17 protein-coding genes are annotated in these 19,101 nt (G+C 60.7%); 5 read left to right on the forward strand and 12 right to left on the reverse strand.

All coding sequences use genetic code 11. The features are described 5' to 3' along the window. The first annotated feature begins 5 nt into the window (after nt 1-5). A complete protein-coding gene (locus tag HCK86_RS13075; RefSeq protein WP_176084928.1) occupies nt 6-1,262 on the forward strand; it encodes a hypothetical protein in 1,257 nt (418 codons plus the stop codon). Here HCK86_RS13075 and HCK86_RS13080 read toward each other — a convergent pair. The 6 genes from HCK86_RS13080 to HCK86_RS13105 form a co-directional block, all read right to left on the reverse strand. Beyond that, a complete protein-coding gene (locus HCK86_RS13080; RefSeq protein ID WP_176084929.1) occupies nt 1,247-2,197 on the reverse strand; it encodes a hypothetical protein in 951 nt (316 codons plus the stop codon). The two genes, HCK86_RS13075 and HCK86_RS13080, sit on opposite strands and share 16 nt — an antisense overlap. Before the next feature lie 40 nt (nt 2,198-2,237). Beyond that, nucleotides 2,238-3,551 carry a TRAP transporter large permease subunit gene (locus tag HCK86_RS13085; protein ID WP_176084930.1) on the reverse strand — a complete coding sequence of 438 codons (1,314 nt, stop codon included), beginning with the start codon at nt 3,549-3,551 and terminating at the stop codon, nt 2,238-2,240. 2 nt (nt 3,552-3,553) lie between these two features. After that, entirely contained in the window at nt 3,554-4,093 is a 540-nt protein-coding gene (locus HCK86_RS13090) for a TRAP transporter small permease (RefSeq protein WP_176084931.1), read from the reverse strand. 67 nt (nt 4,094-4,160) lie between these two features. After that, on the reverse strand, nt 4,161-5,135 hold the full coding sequence (locus tag HCK86_RS13095) for a TRAP transporter substrate-binding protein (protein WP_176084932.1): 975 nt from the start codon (nt 5,133-5,135) through the stop codon (nt 4,161-4,163). Nucleotides 5,136-5,174: 39 nt separating this feature from the next. Continuing rightward, nucleotides 5,175-6,425: an FAD-dependent oxidoreductase gene (locus HCK86_RS13100; RefSeq protein ID WP_176084933.1), complete on the reverse strand. Its 1,251-nt coding sequence runs from the start codon at nt 6,423-6,425 to the stop codon at nt 5,175-5,177. Next, nucleotides 6,426-8,129, reverse strand: coding sequence for a thiamine pyrophosphate-binding protein (locus tag HCK86_RS13105; RefSeq protein WP_176084934.1), 1,704 nt, complete (start codon nt 8,127-8,129; stop codon nt 6,426-6,428). Between the two features lie 112 nt (nt 8,130-8,241). Between HCK86_RS13105 and HCK86_RS13110 the strand changes: the two genes are divergently transcribed. Both HCK86_RS13110 and HCK86_RS13115 read left to right on the forward strand, forming a co-directional pair. Next, nucleotides 8,242-8,949 carry a GntR family transcriptional regulator gene (locus HCK86_RS13110; RefSeq protein ID WP_210259908.1) on the forward strand — a complete coding sequence of 236 codons (708 nt, stop codon included), beginning with the start codon at nt 8,242-8,244 and terminating at the stop codon, nt 8,947-8,949. After that, nucleotides 8,946-9,659, forward strand: coding sequence for an aspartate/glutamate racemase family protein (locus HCK86_RS13115; RefSeq protein WP_176084935.1), 714 nt, complete (start codon nt 8,946-8,948; stop codon nt 9,657-9,659). The genes HCK86_RS13110 and HCK86_RS13115 overlap by 4 nt, the downstream gene beginning before the upstream one ends. Nucleotides 9,660-9,958: 299 nt before the next feature. On the opposite strand, the gene HCK86_RS13120 is transcribed toward HCK86_RS13115, so the two are convergent. The 6 genes from HCK86_RS13120 to HCK86_RS13145 form a co-directional block, all read right to left on the reverse strand. Continuing rightward, on the reverse strand, nt 9,959-10,990 hold the full coding sequence (locus HCK86_RS13120) for an aspartate-semialdehyde dehydrogenase (protein ID WP_176084936.1): 1,032 nt from the start codon (nt 10,988-10,990) through the stop codon (nt 9,959-9,961). Nucleotides 10,991-11,246: 256 nt separating this feature from the next. Then, nucleotides 11,247-12,059 (reverse strand): phosphatase PAP2 family protein, encoded by an 813-nt coding sequence (locus HCK86_RS13125; RefSeq protein WP_176084937.1) that lies wholly within the window; start codon nt 12,057-12,059, stop codon nt 11,247-11,249. Nucleotides 12,060-12,130: 71 nt separating this feature from the next. Continuing rightward, nucleotides 12,131-12,937 carry a phosphatase PAP2 family protein gene (locus HCK86_RS13130; RefSeq protein ID WP_176084938.1) on the reverse strand — a complete coding sequence of 269 codons (807 nt, stop codon included), beginning with the start codon at nt 12,935-12,937 and terminating at the stop codon, nt 12,131-12,133. Between the two features lie 76 nt (nt 12,938-13,013). Next, the gene (gene leuB / locus HCK86_RS13135; RefSeq protein WP_176084939.1) at nt 13,014-14,129 is read right to left on the reverse strand and encodes a 3-isopropylmalate dehydrogenase; all 1,116 of its coding nucleotides are present in this window, start codon (nt 14,127-14,129) and stop codon (nt 13,014-13,016) included. Between the two features lie 202 nt (nt 14,130-14,331). Continuing rightward, nucleotides 14,332-15,150 carry a polysaccharide deacetylase family protein gene (locus HCK86_RS13140; protein WP_176084940.1) on the reverse strand — a complete coding sequence of 273 codons (819 nt, stop codon included), beginning with the start codon at nt 15,148-15,150 and terminating at the stop codon, nt 14,332-14,334. A 244-nt stretch (nt 15,151-15,394) separates the two neighbouring features. Next, a complete protein-coding gene (locus HCK86_RS13145) occupies nt 15,395-16,663 on the reverse strand; it encodes a glycerate kinase (RefSeq protein ID WP_176084941.1) in 1,269 nt (422 codons plus the stop codon). A 281-nt stretch (nt 16,664-16,944) separates the two neighbouring features. Here HCK86_RS13145 and HCK86_RS13150 point away from each other — a divergent pair, with 281 nt between their 5' ends. Together HCK86_RS13150 and HCK86_RS13155 are read left to right on the forward strand one after the other, a co-directional pair. Then, the gene (locus HCK86_RS13150) at nt 16,945-18,282 is read left to right on the forward strand and encodes a glycosyltransferase family 1 protein (protein WP_176084942.1); all 1,338 of its coding nucleotides are present in this window, start codon (nt 16,945-16,947) and stop codon (nt 18,280-18,282) included. 3 nt (nt 18,283-18,285) lie between these two features. Further along, nucleotides 18,286-19,026, forward strand: coding sequence for an HAD-IIB family hydrolase (locus tag HCK86_RS13155; protein WP_176084943.1), 741 nt, complete (start codon nt 18,286-18,288; stop codon nt 19,024-19,026). Nucleotides 19,027-19,101: the final 75 nt, after the last annotated feature.

The raw sequence follows: 19,101 nt of genomic DNA on the forward strand, positions 1-19,101 counted from the left end.
GATGCATGAAAGTGCTTGAAATGGAACTTGTTGATTTTCTCAATGACGCCGTCAGCCCCTATCACACCGTGACGACGGCAATTGCGCTTCTAGAAAAGGCAGGCTTTGAGCGGCTGGCGCCAGAGGCACCGGCCAGCGCCGGCAGACATTACACGGTCATCGGCGGCAAGACGCTGTTCGCCTGGATCGCGCCGGAACAGGCCGATTCTTTTCACATCGTCTCTGCCCATACGGATTTTCCGGCACTGAAGGTCAAGACCGAACCCTATATCAGCAAGCTCGGCAGCCATTTCCTTGCCATTCATCCCTATGACGGGCCCAATCTTGCGCGCTGGATGGACCGTGACCTGAAACTTGCCGGGCGGATCTATGTTGCCGACCGGGGCCATGTCGTGCCGAAAATGATCGCGCCGGATCTGGCGTTCCGCACGATCGGCCTGCCGACGCATATGTCGCCCGGCGGCGATGCGGTCAATGCCCAGACCGATCTGCATGCCTTCTTCGGCACCGGCAAGGCGCTGAGCCCAGAGACCTTCTGGGAAATGCTGACCGGCGACGACAGCGGCCAGCCGCTGGAACATGATCTCTATCTGCATGAGGCTGCCGGCGCATCCCATTTTGGCGTTGATGACGGCTTTGTCAGTTCTGGCCGGCTCGACAATCTGATCTCCTGCTTCTCCGCGCTTTCGGCCCTTGCCGCGACGAAAGCGGCTGCAGGCAGCACCATCCCCATGGTGGCGCTGTTCGACGCCGAGGAAATTGGCAGCGGCACCTGGCTTGGCGCCAAGTCGCCATTGCTCGAGAACCTGCTGAAGAAGCTCGGCGGCGATGATGTCACCGCCATGATCGGCCGTTCGGCCCAGATCTCGCTTGATGTCGCCCATGCGGTGCATCCGCTGACGCCGGAGCTGTTCGACAGCCAGAAATCGCCGATGATGGCGGGCGGGCCGGTGTGCAAATATGGGATTCGCGGCAATTATGCCTATTCCGCCAATCTGATGGCCCAGATCCGGCTTCTCGCCAGCCAGATCGACTGCCCGCTGCAGCAATTCACCTATCGGGCCGACCGCGGACAAGGCGGCTCACTGGGACCGCATTCGTCCACCGCCCTTTCAATCCGCACCATCGATCTCGGGGCGCCGATCTTCGCCATGCATTCGATCCGCGAAGTCTGTGCCGAAGCCGACGTGACCGCGACGACGGGGCTGATTTCCGCCTTTCTCGCCGCATCCGCCTTTTTCAAGGGCTATGACGACGACTGACCGGCAGGCCCGCGGTAGAAACGGCCAAGCAGAAGCGGCGTCAGATACATCGGGATCTGATAGCAGGCGATGAAGAGATAAAGCGGCGCCATGATCGAAGCCGGAAGGGCGGCGAGAAACAGCATGTTGTTGCGGTTGCCGGCGGAAATCGCATGGGCGGCGGCGGCAGTGCTGCCGATGCCGCTCTTCATCTGGAAGATGTAGGCAGCAATCTGCAGGCCGAAATTGAACAGAAAGGCCGCCGCCAGCGGCGCCATCAGCTGCATCGGCGCTTCCCGCATCGTCGTGCCGAACGCCGCCATCAGCCCGATGACGGCAAAGGCCATGGCAAAGGCGGAAAGACCGTCAACGGCAATCACATCCCGCTCGCTCAGGACCGGTTTCCAGAAATGGCGAAGGGCGAAGGCAAGCCCGGCCGCCGCGCCGATGATGACAAGCAGGCGCAGCGATGAAAACACCACGGCCGATGGCGCGCCGAAGAGCGGCCAGAAGAAGAAGGCCGGAAGAACGGTGAGCGGCAGAAGCGCCGTGCCGACAATCAATAGCCTGAGCGACGGCGCCGGATCATGACCGGCCATCAGGGTCAGGTTCGGGCTGCCGGAAATCGGCGAAGCGGCAGCGGCCAGCACCACGGCATTGGCAAGCGGACCGGAAAAGCCGCAAAGCCGGAAGCCAAGCGCCAGCAGACAGGGCAGCCCCACCTGAAACAGAACCACGATCAGGACCGTGGTCTTCAAGCCGGAAAGCCGGCCGATCACAGCCGAAGGGCCAATGCGGAATGCAGCCAGAAACAGCATCACCGCCACGACTTCGGGAATATAGGCCTGCAGCGTCGCGGCAAGCGGCGGCAAACCGATTCCGACGATGAGACCGGCCACCAGCACGATGCGCCCCTGCCGGGCAAGCCAGGCGAGACAGAAAAAGATCAGCGCCATGGCTTGTCCTGCCGGCAATGACGCCGCCGCGAAACCGGGCTCAAAGCCCGATCTCGCGCATGTGAGACGGCAGCCAGGTGGCCAGATCCGGGACGGCGATCAGCAGAAACACCATCGCCACCATGATCAGGAACATCGGAAAGGCCGCCTTGGCGATGAAATTCATCTGGTGCCCGGTCATCCCCTGCATCACGAACAGGTTGAAGCCGATCGGCGGGGTGATCTGCGCCATTTCCACGACGACCACGACGAAAATACCGAACCAGATGAAATCTATCCCCGCCTGGCGGATCATCGGTTCCACCACGGCCATGGTCAGCACAACGGAGGAAATGCCATCCAGAAAGCAGCCGAGCACGATATAGAACACCAGCAACGCCATCAGCAGTTCGAACCGGCTGAGATGCAGTGAATTGATCCAGGCGGCGAGCGCCCGCGGCAGGCCGGTAAAGCCCATCGAAAGCGACAGGAAAGCGGCACCAGCCAGAATGAGCGCAATCATGGCCGAAGTTCTCGTCGCCCCCAGCAGGCTGTCAATCAGCGATTGGCGCGTCAGCGAACCCTGCACCGCCGCCAGCACCATCGCCCCGATGACACCGAAGGCGGCGGCCTCGGTTGCCGTGGCAAAACCGAGATACATGGAGCCGATGACCACCAGAATAAGGGTCAGCACCGGAATGAGAAAGCGCGACCGTTTCAGCTTTTCGGCAAAGCTCATGCGGGGCTCCGGTTCGGGCCGGTAATTCTTCGAAAGCTTCGAGATAACGGCGATATAGCCCATGAACAGGGCGGCCAGCACCAGCCCCGGCACGATGCCGGCAATGAACAGCTTGGTGATCGATTCATTGATCGTCACGCCATAGACGATCAGCGTCAGCGATGGCGGGATCATCAGGCCGAGGGTCGCCGCACCTGCCAGCGTGCCGATGACCAGATGTTCGGGATAGTTGCGGCGGCGAAGTTCCGGCACCGACATCTTGCCGACCGTCATCAGCGTCGCGGCAGACGAGCCGGAAACGGCGGCAAAGACGGTACAGCCGACGACATTGGTATGCAAAAGACCGCCCGGAAGCCTGGCCATCCAGGGTGACAGACCCTTGAACATGTCCTCCGACAGACGCGTTCGATAGAGGATTTCCCCCATCCAGATGAACAGCGGCAGCGCCGTCAGTGTCCAGGACGACGACGAGCGCCAGATGATCGTCATCATGGCATCGCCGACGGGACGCGAGGTGAAGAGCTCCATGCCGAACCAGGCAACGCCGAGCAGCGCCAGCCCGACCCAGACGCCGGACCCCAGAAGGATGAAAAGAACGACAAGAAAAATGCCGATGGGAAGAAGTTCGCTGGCCATGATTATTCCGCCTGCTCCTGATCTTCCGGGTTTTCCGCAATATTGGACTGGCCGGTCAGGATGAGCGTCACCAGATTATCGGCAAAGGCGAGCGCCAGAAGCACCGCGCCGGCTGCGACGGGAAGCTGGACATACCAGAGCAAGGTCGCATCCTGCCCCTGGCTGATATCATGCAGCTTGCGCGACCAGTAGACGAGCTTGATCGCATACCAGGCCAGATAGGTCGATGTGACGGTGGCAATGGCCAGACACCAGAGCTCGCCGAAGAAACGAAACCGCCCCAGCGCCGTCAAAAACAGGTTCACCCGGATATGGGTGCCGTGATTGAGCGCATAGGCAAAGGCGAGAAAGGACGAGGCTGCCATCAGATAGCCGGCATATTCGGCGCCGCCCGGGAAGATCAGCGCCGACCAGCGCGCAACCATCTGCACGACGATGACGCCGAGCATGGCGACGAGACAGGCGGCCGCAAGATAGCCGGCGAGATGGTACAGGCCATCCAGTCCTTTTCGTATCGGATTATGAGGTGAAATTTCGAGCATGCCTTACCCCCGACAGATCGGATGATGACCCGGCGCGCCAGAAACGCACCGGGGTCTGTGATGGGGGTCAGTTTGCCTTATAGGCCTCGATGATGGCCTTGCCCTGATCGCCGGCGCTGGACAGCCATTCCGTGGTCATGGTCTCGCCATAGCCTTCCAGATCGGTTTTCAGCTGTTCACTGGGGGCAGCGACAGTCATGCCGTTTTCGGCCAGCGTCTTCAGATAGCCTGCCGTCAGCGACTTGGCCGTATCCTCGCCGCGGGTCGCAGCTTCGGCACCGCAATCCATGATCGCCTTCTGACCGGCAGCATCAAGACCGTCGAACATGTCCTTGTTGACGAAGATAACATTGCGCGGCAGCCAGGCCTGAACGTCATAGAAATGATCAAGGCTTTCCCAGACCTTGCTGTCGACGCCGGTCGAACCGGAGGAAATGAAGCTTTCGGCAACACCGGTCGCCAGAGCCTGCGACAGTTCCGCCGCCTCGATCTGCACCGGCACCATGCCGGCCAGTTCGGCAATGCGGGCGGTTGCGGCATTATAGGCGCGGAACTTGATGCCCTTCAGGTCAGCGGCGGAATTGATTTCCTTCTTGGTATAGAGACCCTGCGGCGGCCACGGAACCGAATAGACATAGACAAGGTTCTGGTCGGCAAGCGCGGCCTTGATGTCATCAATACCGGCCGCCCAGAGCTTGTCGGAAGCATCGAAGGAGGTTGCCAGGAACGGAATGGAATCGAGGCCGAAAAGCGGGTTCTCATTGGCATGGGCCGACAGAAGGCGTTCACCGATCGGCGCCTGGCCGGTCTGGACCGCGCGCTTGATATCATTGCCGGCAAACAGCGAGCCGTTGGGATGCACAACGATTTCCACCGCACCATCGGTGGCAGACGTCACGCATTCGGCAAATTTGGTGCCGTTTTCAGTGTGGTAGTTGCTGGCGGGATAGGCCATCGGCATATCCCAGGTTTCGGCATTGGCGGCAGTGGCGGCACCAAGGCCGAGAGCTGTTGCGGCCATAAGGCCCATCATCGTCTTCATGTTCAGGTTCCCCTTTTTTTCATTTATGAACGCTTCGTCTTAAGCGAAACGTGCCGGATCATAACGGCCAAGGTCATGATTGACCTTTTGTCCCGTCAGAATTTGCGTCAGCAGCCTTCCCGTCTTCGGGCCGCCCGTCAAGCCAATATGATGATGACCGAAGGCGAGCCAGGCACGTTTTTTCCTCGGAACGGCCCCGATCAGCGGAATACTGTCGGCAGGCGCCGGCCTGTGGCCCATCCATTCGGTCTTCTCCTTGAAGGTCAGGCCCGGAATGGCAGCGCGGATATTGTCCATCAGCAGCTGGAACGGCGCCCGAGACGGCGGCGCATCAAGCCCGCCGAACTCGACGATGCCAGCCAGCCGCAAACGGCCTTCCATCGGTGAGATCACGAATTTGCCGCCGGCATGCATAACCGGCGCGCGCGGCATGATATTCGGATCCCAAAGCTCGACATGATAGCCACGCTCGCTTTCAAGCGGCACGTTGAGTCCGAGTTTTGCCGCAAGCGGCTTGGACCAGGCCCCGGTCGCAATCACCACATCGTCGAAAGACATGGTTTGGCCACCGGCCCTGACGCCGGTAACCACGCCGTTTTCGATCGCAAAATCACTGACCTCGGCCTTTAGGATCTCGGCGCCTTGGGTCTCGGCATGCGCGGCAAGCGCTTTCACATAGGCGCCGGGATCCGTGATCATGCCATGATCCGGCACGCGTGCGGCAAAGCCGCAATCAGCAGAAAAGACCGGATCATAGGCCTTGAACCGGTCACCCTCCAGCTCCTCCCAGGAAATGCCATGCGCCTTGCGGATAGCCCAGCCGAAACGGTCACCGGTAAAATGGGCGCGGTCGCGATAGACGAAGACATAATCGGACGGCCGGATATAGCGCTCGGCCGGTGTGCCGGCGGCAAGTGCCTGATGCTCGGTCAGGCTGTCGCCGACAATGCCGTGAATGGCGGTCGCAATCCGTTCCACATCCCGCGCATTGGCATGCGACATGTAGCGGAGCAGCCAGGGCGCGAGTTTCGGCAGATAGGACCACTTGAGAAACAGCGGCTGGCCGGGGTCAAACAGCATGCCCGGCGCCTTTTTCATCAGCCCCGGCACCGTCACCGGCACGATCGAGGCCGAGGCCAGCACGCCACCATTGCCATAGCTGGTGCCCTCGCCGGGGCCCAGCCGGTCGATCAGCGTGACCTTGTGGCCGGCGCGCTGCAGCCAGATGGCGCAGGAGACGCCGACAATGCCCGCACCAACAATGCCAATATGCCTTTTCTCATCACGCATTCATGCAACCCATTCACTGACCGGCGCTGCTGCCTCATGCAACGGCTGCGCGATCACATCAATCAATGTCGGGCCGTCAAATGCAAGCGCTTCCTTCAGCACAGGCTCCAGCATCGCCGGATCCTCAACGCGGAAAGCCTTGATGCCGAAAGCACTGGCGACCGCGGCATGGTCTGTCCGGCCGAAATCGACATTGTAGAAGCGCTTGCCGAAACCGGAATTCTGCCCGGCCTTGATCCAGCCGAAAGTGGCGTTGGAAAAGACGATCGCCGTGATCGGCATGCGGTAGCGCGTCAGCGTTTCCAGTTCGCCGCAGGAAAAACCGAAGGAACCATCTCCCATCACGGCCACCGTTTTGACATCCGGCCGGCCCGCATGGGCACCGATGGAGGCGGCCAGAGCATAGCCGAGCGCCCCATGGGCGCGATTGGTGATGAAATGGCGCCCGGCGTCGCGCCAGCGGTAATGCGCCGAGAAATAGGGACAGGGTGTACCTGGATCGGCACAGATGATCGCATCATCGTCCAGCAGCCGCTGCAATGTGGCGATCACCCGTTCCGGGCGGATCGGCCGTTCAGAAGAGGCTGCGAGCGGCTCAAAGGCGGCAAACTTGCCAGCCCAGGCTTCAGCCGCGCGCGCCTGACCGTCAAATGAAATCGCCGGCTGGCGCGCCTCCACGGCCGCCGTCAGCGCTTCAAGCGCCAGTTTCGCATCGGCGACGATCGCCACCTCTGTCTGATAATTGGCACCGATGACCTGCGGATCGCTGTCGATATGGATGAAACGAACCGATGTCTTCGGCGAACGCCAGCGCTCAGTGGTAACCGATCCCGCCCGGCAGCCGATGAAGATCACCAGATCGGCCACATCCACGACGGCGCGGGTGGCGGCGACACCGCCATTGGAGCCGACGACACCAACCGCCAGCGGATCGGTTTCAGCAATCGTGCCCTGACCGGAAACGGTGGTGGCAACCGGCAGGTCGAGCCGACGGGCAAGGCGCAGAAGGGCAGCCTCGGCCCCGGCAATCACCGGCCCGCCGCCAGCAATCACCAGCGCGGATTTCGCCGAAAGCAATGCATCCGCAGCCGCTTCGATCGCCGCCGGATCGGGGCCGGAAGGTTCCGCCGGGAAATGGGCATGGCGCGGATCGGCCCAGATCTCGGCCGGATCGGTCTCGCCCTTCTGGGTATCGAAGGGCAGCGCGATATGGGCCGAGCCGGGCTTGCCCGTGGTCATGGCCCTGAAGGCGGCGCGCATCATCGCCGGCACCTTGGCCGGATCGTCAATCGAGCCATTCCACTTGGTCAGCGGCCGCATCAGCGCCACCTGGTCGAGCTCGGTCAGCGGATAGCGCCCGCGTGCCGTGGTCGAAACATCGGTGGTAATGGCAAGCACCGGGATCGAACTTTCATTCGCCTCGACAAGGCCCGGCAGGATATAGGTCGCACCGCCGCCCGACGGCCCCTCGCAGACGCCTGGCTTGCCGGTGACACGGGCATAGGCGTCGGCCATATAGGCGGCATGGCGTTCATCACGCGTCAGGAAATGGCGAATGCCGTGATCGAGCCTGGCCAGCGCATCATAAAAGGGCAGCGTCGTGTCACCACAAAGCCCGAACATATCGGTCACGCCATGGGCTTTGAGCATGTGGACCATGGCTTCCGCTCCGCTCATGCGGTTCGGCAATGCGGCATCTGACATCGGTGTTTTCCTGCACTTGTTTCTGTACTCTGATCTGTATACAGTTTTGCATGTTGATGGTTTTGCCGACTTGTGTCAAGGAAGGCCTTCATCTGTTTCAGAGGAGACCCCGTTGAGCGAAACCCGCGTTGAAGCGCTTTACACACGCGTCAAGGAAATGACCGTGAACTTCACGCTTCGCCCCGGTGAACGCGTCAACGAAGTGGCGCTTGCCCGCACGCTGAGTGCCAGCCGCACACCGCTGCGCGAGGCGCTGAACCGGCTGGTCGCCGAGCGGCTGCTTGATTTTTCAGCCGGCAAGGGCTTTTTCTGCCGCGGCCTTGATGCCCAGTCGATCTTCGATCTTTACGAGCTGCGCGCGATTCTGGAAGAATCCGCCGTGCGCCTCGCCTGCCGCCGGGCAAGCGACGACGATCTGGCAGCCTTGCGCGCCGGCCCGTTCGAGGACGGTCTTGTTTACGAGGACCGCACGATTGGCGAAGCGAGTGCTGCCGACGAGGCGTTCCACATGGCCGTTGCAAAGCTTTCCGGCAATGCCGAGCTCTGTCGCGAACTCGACCATATCAATGACCGCATCCGCTTCATCCGCTGGGTCGACATGGCAGCGGCGGTGCTTCGCACCAAGGGCGAACACCGGCTGATCATGGAGGCGCTGGAGCGGCGCGATGCCGACAGTGCGGCACGGACCATGCGCAGCCATGTGGTCAAGCGCATGGACCAGATCGTCGCCTCGGTGCGCGAAGGCTATTCGAATATCTATGTTGCCGGCCCGGAAGAACTGACCGAACGCCGGCTCGAACCGGGAGACGGATCATCATGAAGGCAAAGGGCGGCAAGGCGGTCTATGGCGCGTCTGTCGGGATTTTGATGCTGGAGGCGCAGTTTCCGCGTATTCCGGGCGACATGGGCAATGCGCTGACCTGGCCCTTCCCGGTACATTACAAGGTCGTGCGTTCGGCAACGCCGGAACGCGTGGTGCTGCAGGGCGCCGAAGGCCTGCTCGATGTCTTTGTCGAGGCAGCCCGCGAACTGGTCGCCGATGGCGTCGACGGCATCACCACCAATTGCGGGTTTCTGTCGCTGTTCCAGGCGGAACTGGCCGCTGCCGTGCCGGTGCCGGTCGCCACCTCATCTCTGATGCAGGTCTCGCTCGTCAACCGGCTTCTGGCGCCGGGAAAGCGCGCCGGCATTCTCACCGTCTCCGGCTCGACGCTGACGGAACGGCATCTGGCACTTGCGGGCGTGCCGGAAGGCACACCGATCGGCACCACTGAAGGCCTCAGAGAATTCACCCGCGTGCTGATGAAGAACGAGCTGGAACTGGATGTCGATCTGGCCCGCCAGGACAATATCGAGGCCGCTGAAAAGCTGGTTTCAGCCCATCCGGATCTCGGTGCCATCGTGCTCGAATGCACCAATATGATCCCCTATGCCGCCGATATTGCAGCAGCAACCGGTCTGCCGGTCTTTTCCATCGAGACCTTCGTGCGCTGGTTCCAGGCCGCGCTCGTGCCGCGTCGCTATGGCTGAGGCCAAATGAAAAAGGCCGGTGGTCTCCCACCGGTGATCAGAATGTTGACAGACTTTTCTGCACCCGCTGGCGTCATGCCTGTGCTTGGCACAGGCATCCAGCCCACGCGCATCGAAGCAGCAAAAGTGATCTTTTCGCCCAATGTCTCGAATTGACTGGATCCCCGTGGACCAAGCCCGGGGATGACGACGGAGGGGTGGCTATTCCACCGCGAAAAGGCAAGCTGGATGACGTCGCCAAAAGTCTGACGGCCGGTGGTCTCCCACCGGCCGTCCAGATGTCAATCACTGAAGAGCAATCACGCAACCGCGCGCGGCTTGACCAGATTGCGCTCGACCAGAAGCTCGGCGATCTGGACTGCATTCAGCGCAGCGCCCTTGCGCAGATTGTCGGAGACAACCCACATGGCGAGACCGTTTTCGACCGTCGCATCTTCGCGGATTCGCGAGATATAGGTGGCGTCTTCGCCAGCGCATTCGACCGGGGTGATGTAGCCGCCATCCTCATGCTTGTCGATCACGAGGCAGCCGGGTGCCTCCCGCAGGATATCGCGGGCCTGATCGGCGGTGATTTCGTTTTCAAATTCCATATTGACGGCTTCGGAATGACCGATGAAGACCGGAACGCGCACGGCCGTGCAGGTGACCTTGATCTTGGGATCAAGCATCTTCTTGGTTTCGGCCAGAACCTTCCATTCTTCCTTGGTATAGCCGTCTTCCATGAAGACATCGATATGCGGGATCACGTTGAAGGCGATGCGCTTGGTGAACTTCTTGTTCTCGATCGGGTCGGCAACGAAGACGGCGCGGGTCTGGTTGAACAGCTCGTCCATGCCGTCCTTGCCGGCACCGGAAACCGACTGATAGGTCGAGACGACGATGCGCTTGATCTTGGCAAAATCATGCAGCGGCTTCAGCGCAACAACCAGCTGGGCCGTCGAGCAGTTCGGATTGGCAATGATATTGCGCTTGGTAAAGCCGGAAATCGCATCCGGATTGACTTCCGGAACGATCAGCGGAACATCGGCATCGTAACGCCAGGCCGAAGAGTTGTCGATGACGACACAGCCCTGGGCGCCAATCTTCGGCGACCACTTCTGCGAGACCGAGCCGCCGGCAGACATCAGGCAGATATCGGTATCGGAGAAATCATAGTTCTCAAGGTTGGAGACACGAAGCGTCTTGTCGCCGAAGGACACTTCCGTGCCGACCGAACGGCTGGAGGCCAGCGCGACAACCTCATCAGCCGGAAAACCGCGCTCAGCCAGAATGGCGAGCATTTCGCGTCCGACATTGCCGGTGGCACCGGCGACTGCAATCTTGAAACCCATGGCTAACAGCTCTCTTTCAGTCTCTCCTCGCTGGGGCTGGAGCGAAAGGCGCTGGTTTAGCGGCCTTTCAGTCCCCGGCCGGACCGGGGAGAGAGCGGCGTGGCCAGAGACGATCAGACGGTTTTCGTCGTCGTTTTGGCCGTTTTTGTGCAAAAAGCGGAAACAGGGAAGTCATGCCCGGCAGCTTCTGCCTGGCTCATCCGTTCACCGATGATAAAATTCACCTGAAACATGGGACGCTTCCTCTGACACGAGGCTAATGGCCCCTTTGCGCGCCCAAGTCAAGATACGTTTTGCTGACGGGCCCAAATGCTCTCCTATGACGTCCAGTCATGAGGAGAACCAGACCAGGGCGCGGTACAGGATAGCCGCCCGCATTGAGGTTGAACAGCACCCGATGTCGGACAAAGACGACGGCCAGAGCATAGGAAAACCACGCCCCGTAAGCGAGCCCGGCAACAATGTCACTGGGATAGTGCGCGCCGACAATCACCCGGCTGATGGCGAGCCAGACCGCTGCCATGAAAAACATCACCCGGTAGCGTGGAAAGAAGAAGGACAATGCAGCGAAAAAAGCGCCAACCGTCGCAGCATGGCCAGACGGAAAGCTGGCAAAGTGGGAGTTGAACGCGACAGGTTCGAAGTGGAGCAGCCCGTACTGCGTGAATTCAGAGGGCCGCGCACGGCCAATGACACGTTTGATCACATTGACCGTGATGCCGGAGCCAACAATCGCGATCAAAAAGTAAGTCGCCGCCTGCGCCAGAAAAATCGCCTTTGCCTGTGTCCGCCTGTCTGCGGCAAGACGCCAGCCCGCGCCTGCGGCAAGAAGCAGCAGAAGCGAACCGATGATCATCCAGGACGAATTTCCGAAACCGGATGCGACCTGACCATAACGCATCACCAGCGGCGACAGGTTCTGCCGGGTGCACACGAGCGGTTCGTCAAAGACAGCAAAAGCAAGCAGCACTGCGGCCAGGGTCGCAAAGAGGCAAAGCCTCCAGCAGATCCTCGCTTTCCCTGCGCTCAGACAGGAACGACGACGTTGAGGCGAAAACCAGATTGGCATTCAAGCTATCCGTCTTGAATTGGTTACAGACCATCAGCCAACGTTATAATTCGCCAATTGACACAGCAATATTACAGGCCACGATATCGCATAGGTTTAATCGATTTTACACAACAACCATTTCGTGTCCGAAATTTTGGATGCCCGGTGCAATCGGGTTCGAAAACCACCCGGTAGCGCGCGAAAACCACCGCCATAGCAAAAGCCAGCCAGGCGCCGAAGAACAGGCCGGCCACCACATCGCTTGGATAGTGAGCGCCGACCGCCACCCGGGCGAAGCCGAAAAACAGTGCCAGGCTGACGAAAACCGGCCGGTAGCGCGGCGCAAGCAGAGCCATGGCGCCGAAAAACGCGCCGGCAGCCGTCGAATGGCCCGAGGGGAAGCTCTGATGCGCGTAGGAAAACAGCCCGCCGCCGAAATGAAAATCGCCGACACTGTCAAACAGCATCGGCCGGGCCCGGCCGATCAGCCGCTTGACAAGATTGGCAATGGCCGAGGCCATGGCAAGTGAACTGAAGAGATAAAGCGCCTGCTGTCCGAGCAGCAATGCCGAAAGCCTCAGCCGCCGGGCTGCCGGACCGGCACTTGCGACAAGGGCGCAGCAGGCAAACACAAGCACGGCGCTCAGAAGCCACTTTGATGTCGACAGATCCGTCAGCGCCAAGGCAATGCTGCGGAAGACCGGCGAAATGCCGGCCGCCGCCATGGCCACCGGCCGGTCAAGCACCGCAAGGCAAAGCACCACCAGAGTGGCACCCGGCAGCAGAAATTCCGGCCAGCGCGTCGCTTTGAATGTGATCCGCCGCTGCGGTGCCGGCCAATTCAGACCGAAACGCACAAGCGGATGCCCGGAGGGAAAAGCGGGGTGATCGGACATGAACATAGCCCCTAAAATAGATCGGCCGAGGCATTTATAAAGCCCCGGCCGCACAGCTTTTTTCGGATCGGTCCGATCAGCCCTTGAGCTTGGCAGCAAAGGCCTTCAGCACCGCCTCGCCCATTTCTACCGTGTTCACCCGCTTGCAGCCTTCCGACATGATATCGCCGGTCCGATAGCCATCTTCCAGCACCGAAGCGATCGCGGCTTCCAGCGCCTCGGCTTCGGTGATCATGTTGAAGGAATAGCGCATGCACATGGCAAAGGACGCAATCATCGCCAGCGGATTGGCAATGCCCTTGCCGGCAATATCCGGCGCGGAGCCATGCACAGGCTCATACATGGCCTTGCGCTTGCCAGTCTTGGGATCCGGTGCGCCGAGAGACGCAGACGGCAACATGCCGAGCGAGCCCGTCAGCATCGCGGCAACATCAGACAGGATATCGCCAAACAGATTATCGGTCACGATGACATCGAACTGCTTCGGCGCCCGCACCAGCTGCATGCCGCCGGCATCCGCCAGCATATGCGAGAGCTGAACATCCTTGAACGCCTCATCGTGAACCCGGGTCACAACCTGGTTCCAGAAAAGGCCGGACTTCATGACATTGCGCTTTTCCATCGAGCAGACGCGATTGTCGCGCGTGCGCGCAAGCTCGAAAGCAACGGCGGCAATGCGCTCGATCTCATAGGTCTCATAGACCTGCGTGTCGATCGCCCTCTGCTGGCCGTTGCCAAGGTCGATGATTTCCTTCGGTTCACCGAAATAGACGCCGCCGGTCAGTTCACGCACGATCAGAATATCGAGGCCTTCGACGAGGTCAGGCTTGAGCGATGACGAGGCAGCCAGGGCCGGATAGCAGATCGCCGGGCGCAGATTGGCAAACAGCTGCATGTCCTTGCGCAGGCGCAGAAGGCCGGCTTCCGGCCGGACCTCATAAGGAACGCTGTCCCATTTCGGTCCGCCGACAGCGGCCAGAATGACGGCATCTGCGGCCATGGCGCGGGCCATGTCAGCGTCGGAAATGGCAACGCCATGCGCATCATAGGCCGAACCGCCGACAAGGCCGGTTTCGGTCACAAAGCCGGCACCGGTCTCGCGGTTCAGAAAATCGATGATCTTGACGAGTTCGGCGGTGATTTCCGGGCCGATGCCGTCACCAGGCAAAAGAAAGAGCGAACGATTGGTCATGGGCACCTCCCGATAGGCAATGATCAGCCTCCGGCGGCGCCCGCCGGCGGCGTGCTGAATTGTTGTTCTGAAAAGCCGCAGGGCAAAGCCGCTCGACCTGTCAAGGCTGGGTTCTAGACCGGGCGAGGCCCCAATTCAAGCCGGGGAAGGCCGCTTCGGTACGCCCGCTCGCGAATTCAGGCCGCGAAACCCTTGTGCCGCGCTATTGCGGCCCGTCACCGCGCAGGAGCTGAACGAGGGTCGGCGTCTCGGGTGTGGCATGATCGGGCTTCTGTCGTTGCGGCGGCGTGCCGTATCTGAGCTGCACGACCTTGTAGCCACCGGCCTGAAGCTCCGTCAGCAGGCCCGGCAGGAAATGCGCCGTGCGGGTCTGCAGATCATGCATCAGGATGATGCCGCCGCCATGCTTTGCCAGCCCGGCCATGACGCGGTTGATCAGCACCTGTGACGATGCTGGACGGTAATCAATGGAATCGATATCGACGCCGACCGGTATCAGGCCACGCGCTGCAATCATCTGATCCAGCCTGCCGCTTTCGGAAAGATAGGGAAAGCGGAAGAAGTGGGGCTCCTGCCCCGTCGCCGATGTGACCGCGGCAACGCCCTTGTCGATCTCATTCTGCGCGGCCGCTGTCGACAGCTGTGCAAGGTTGGGATGCGAATAGCTGTGCGTTCCGATCGTGTGACCGCGCCGGGCGACATCTGCGCCAATGGCGGCATGGCTGCGCGCCATTTCCCCCACCATGAAGAAGGTTGCCTTGACGCCGAAAGCATCCAGCGTATCGAGAATGGATGGCGTATTCTTCGGCACCGGCCCGTCATCAAAGGTCAGCACGACTTCCTTCGGTGCCAGAACGATATCGTGTGTCTGGTCGATATAGATCACCCGACCGGCAAGCCCTGATCCTGCAGCAGACTGGAATGGCGCCACAGCCGCCACGACCGAATGGATGGCCTCGCGCTTGAGTTTTGGCACCGGCATGGCCGGATCACGATCCTGCGAAAGCGACGATGTGCTCATGGAACTGGCCTCCACAGCTTTCGGCTCCGCAGCAGAGCCGGATATCGGAACAAGCAGACAGGCAGTCAAAACAAGCGAAGGAAGCCAATGAAGCATATCCGAATCAGAACCTCTGCACGAAAGCGAGAACTGAAACCGATTGATAGCCCTCTCATGCCATATAACAAAGCGATATTGGCGGCGGCCCCCAAGCACTGCGGCGACTGTCACACCTGCGCAACATCTGCCTTCAACAGGGCGCGGCTCAGAGAATCAGAATCGCGCGGAAATCATTCACATTGGTCAGCGTTGGCCCGGTAATCAGCTGATCGCCGAGCGCCTCGAAAAAGCCGTGGCCATCATTGTTGTCGAGCGAGGCATGCGGATCGATGCCGAGCGCACGGGCGCGCGCCAGCGTATCCGGCGTGATCACGGCCCCCGCAACCTCTTCGCGGCCATCGACGCCATCGGTATCGCCTGCAAGTGCATAAACGCCCTCAAGTCCGCCAAGATCGACGGCAAGCGACAGCAGGAATTCGACATTGCGGCCGCCGCGACCATCACCATGCACCGTCACGCTCGTCTCCCCGCCGGACAGGATCAGACCGGGCCGCGTCACCGGAACGCCGTGATGAACACAGGAACGGGCAATGCCGGCATGAACGATACCGACCTCCGCCGCTTCGCCTTCAATCGTGTCCCCCAGCATCAGCACAGGCAGGCCAGCCTTTTCCGCCGCAGCGCGGGCGGCTTCGAGCGACATGTAGGGCGTGGCGATAATCACCTGCGTCGCCCCCTCAAGGCGCGGATCATCAGGCGCCACGCAGCGTGCGGCCGGCGAAGCCAGATGCCGCTCCACATGGGGCGGCAGATCGATCCGGTAGCGCTTGAGGATCGCCCGGCAATCATCCACGGTCGTCGTCTCACCGATCGTCGGTCCGGAAGCAATCACCGCGGGATCGTCACCTGGAACGTCCGAAATCATCAGCGTATGGCAATGGGCCGGATGAATGGCGGCGGCAAGCCTGCCGCCCTTGATCGCGGAAAGATGCTTGCGCACGCAGTTCATTTCGTCGATCGAGGCACCACAGGCCAGCAGCGCCTTGTTGACGGCAATCTGATCGGCAAGCGCCATACCGTCCGGCGGCAATGACAAAAGCGCCGAACCGCCGCCCGAGATCAGCACGATGACGAGATCATCGGCCGTCAGATTGCTGACAAGCGACAGAATCCGCCGCGCCGCCGCTTCGCCAGCCGCATCCGGCACGGGGTGGGAAGCCTGAACGATCTCGATCTTCGAACAGGGCGCCTCATGGCCGTAACGGGTCACCACGAGCCCTTCCAGCGGCCCGTCCCAGCAGGCTTCCAGCGCTTCCGCCATGCGTGCGGACCCCTTGCCTGCGCCGATGACGACCGTGCGCCCCTTTGGCACTGCGGGAAGATATTTCTTCACCTGCGCCATCGGGTCGGCCGCTTCCACCGCCACCTGAAACAGCGATTTGAGGAAAGCTGTCGGATCATCGGCAAAATTCATTCTCAAAAACCCCCGGCTGGCACGCGAGGCCGACGGAAGGACCGGCAGGCGCGTCGTCATTGCAGTGTCACCGAGTGTTTCACAGAAAAACTATGCGCTCAAGCAATCTGAAGGGAACACAACCCCGCCATGCAGCGTTCAGTTCACATGGTGGGATCAGCTCCACAATCGCCTTGTCGTGCCCTGTGGCCGAAACGTATTTCCCGGCCAATGACAAGTTTTTATGAAATTTCGGGTGGGGTTGATAGCTGCGGCGCAAAATTGTAGTAAAGGTATCCATTATGACAGAAGCACCTGAAACTGATAAATTTCCAAGTATTGCCCTGATTTCGACCCATGGATACGTTGCCGCTGATCCGCCGCTTGGCGCTGCCGATACTGGCGGTCAGGTCGTATACGTTCTTGAACTTGCAAAAAAGCTTGCCCAGCTCGGCTATTCTGTCGATCTCTACACCCGCCGCTTTGAGGAGCAGCCGGAGATCGACATCGTCGATGATCGCGTCAGGGTTGTGCGCATCCCCTGCGGTGGCAAGGATTTCATTCCCAAAGAATATCTCTATCGCCATCTGCTCGAATGGAGCGAGAACGCGCTGCGCTACATGCGCCGCAACAATCTCACCTATGACTTCATCAATTCGCATTACTGGGATGCGGGCTATGCCGGCATGCGCCTGTCGGAAGCGCTGGACATTCCGCACCTGCACACGCCCCATTCGCTCGGCATCTGGAAAAAGCGCCAGATGGAGACCGACTACCCCGATCGCGCCGACCAGTTCGAGAAGGATTTCAACTTTTCTGAGCGCATCCGTTTTGAAAGCCAGATCTATCGCAGCTGCGACGCCGTGATTGCCACGACGCCGTTGCAGGTCGACATGATCATCGATGATTATTCGCTGAAGGAAGACAGGGTCTACATGATCCCGCCGGGTTATGATGACAACCGCTTCTATCCCGTGTCGGCCGCCTCGCGGCAGATGCTGCGCGAAAGATTCGGATTTACCGGGAAAACGGTGCTGTCGCTTGGCCGCCTTGCGACCAACAAGGGCTATGATCTTCTGATCGATGGCTTCGCGGTTCTTGCTGAACGCGTGCCCGATGCCCGCCTGCATCTGGCCGTCGGCGGCGAGAACATGGACGAGCTCGAAACCCGCATTCTCGGCGAACTGAAGGATCAGGTGAAGGCGCTCGGCCTTGAGGACAAGGTGGAATTTTCCGGCTATGTCTCCGATGAGGATCTGCCCGATATCTACCGCGCCGCCGATCTGTTCGTGCTTTCAAGCCGCTACGAACCCTTCGGCATGACCGCCATCGAGGCCATGGCCAGCGGCACGCCGACAGTGGTGACCACCAATGGCGGGCTTTACCGCGCCATCAGTTTCGGACGCCACGCCCTGTTTGCCGATACGTTCGACAAATATGACCTCGGCATCATGATGATGAAGCCCTTCAAGCACAAGCGGCTGAACGACCGTCTGTCGCGCATGGGCGCCCACAAGGCCCGCAGCCTGTTCACCTGGACAGGCATTGCCCAACAGCTGATTTCGCTGGTCGAAGGCCGGCCGATCCGCCAGTCACTGCGAGACAGCGACTGGGCCGAACCCTGGCACGATGGCGACTGAGCCATGAAACCGCGTCTGTTTTCGTCCGATCTCGACGGAACGCTTGTCGGTGATCCCGCAGCGACAGCCCGGTTCCGCACGGCCTTCGAGGCGCTCGCCCCCGAAGACCGGCCGGTACTGGTCTATAATAGCGGCCGGCTGATCGATGACATGCTCGCGCTGATCCCCAAGGCAGGCCTGCCGGAACCGGATTTTCTGATCGGCGGTGTCGGCACCATGCTGCATGGTCTTCGCGACAGTGCCATTGATGCGGGGTTCGCCGAACAGATCGGCTCTGGCTTCGACGCCAGCAAGATCGCTGCCCTCATGGGCGAAATTCCTGATGTCCACCGTCAGCCGGAGCGTTATCAGCACGGACTGAAGTCAAGCTGGTATCTTGAAGACGCCGATGCGGCGCGGCTGCAGGCGATCGAACGCCAGCTCAGGTCTGCCGGTCTCGACATCAAACTGGTCTATTCCTCGTCCCGCGATCTCGATGTGCTGCCCAGGGCCGCCGACAAGGGCGCGACCCTCGCCTTCCTTGCTGCCCGGCTTGGCCTCGACATGCAATCGGTCGTCGTTGCTGGCGACACCGGCAATGATCGCGCCATGTTCGAGGTGGACGGTGTCCGCGGCATCATCCCCGCCAATGGTTTCGACGAATTGCGCGCCCTTGCCCCGGCGGGGGCCCGCATCTACCACGCCCGCGCCGCTATTGCCGATGGTGTGATTGAAGGTTTGCGGCATTTCGGCCTGCCGCTCTGACGGGTCCGGGCAACACGGAACCGGCCACAAAGCAAAACCGGCCGGTGTCTCCACCAGCCGGCTGCAAAGAAAGAA

The sequence above is a fragment of the Martelella sp. HB161492 genome (assembly GCF_013184775.1).
Classification (GTDB): domain Bacteria; phylum Pseudomonadota; class Alphaproteobacteria; order Rhizobiales; family Rhizobiaceae; genus Martelella.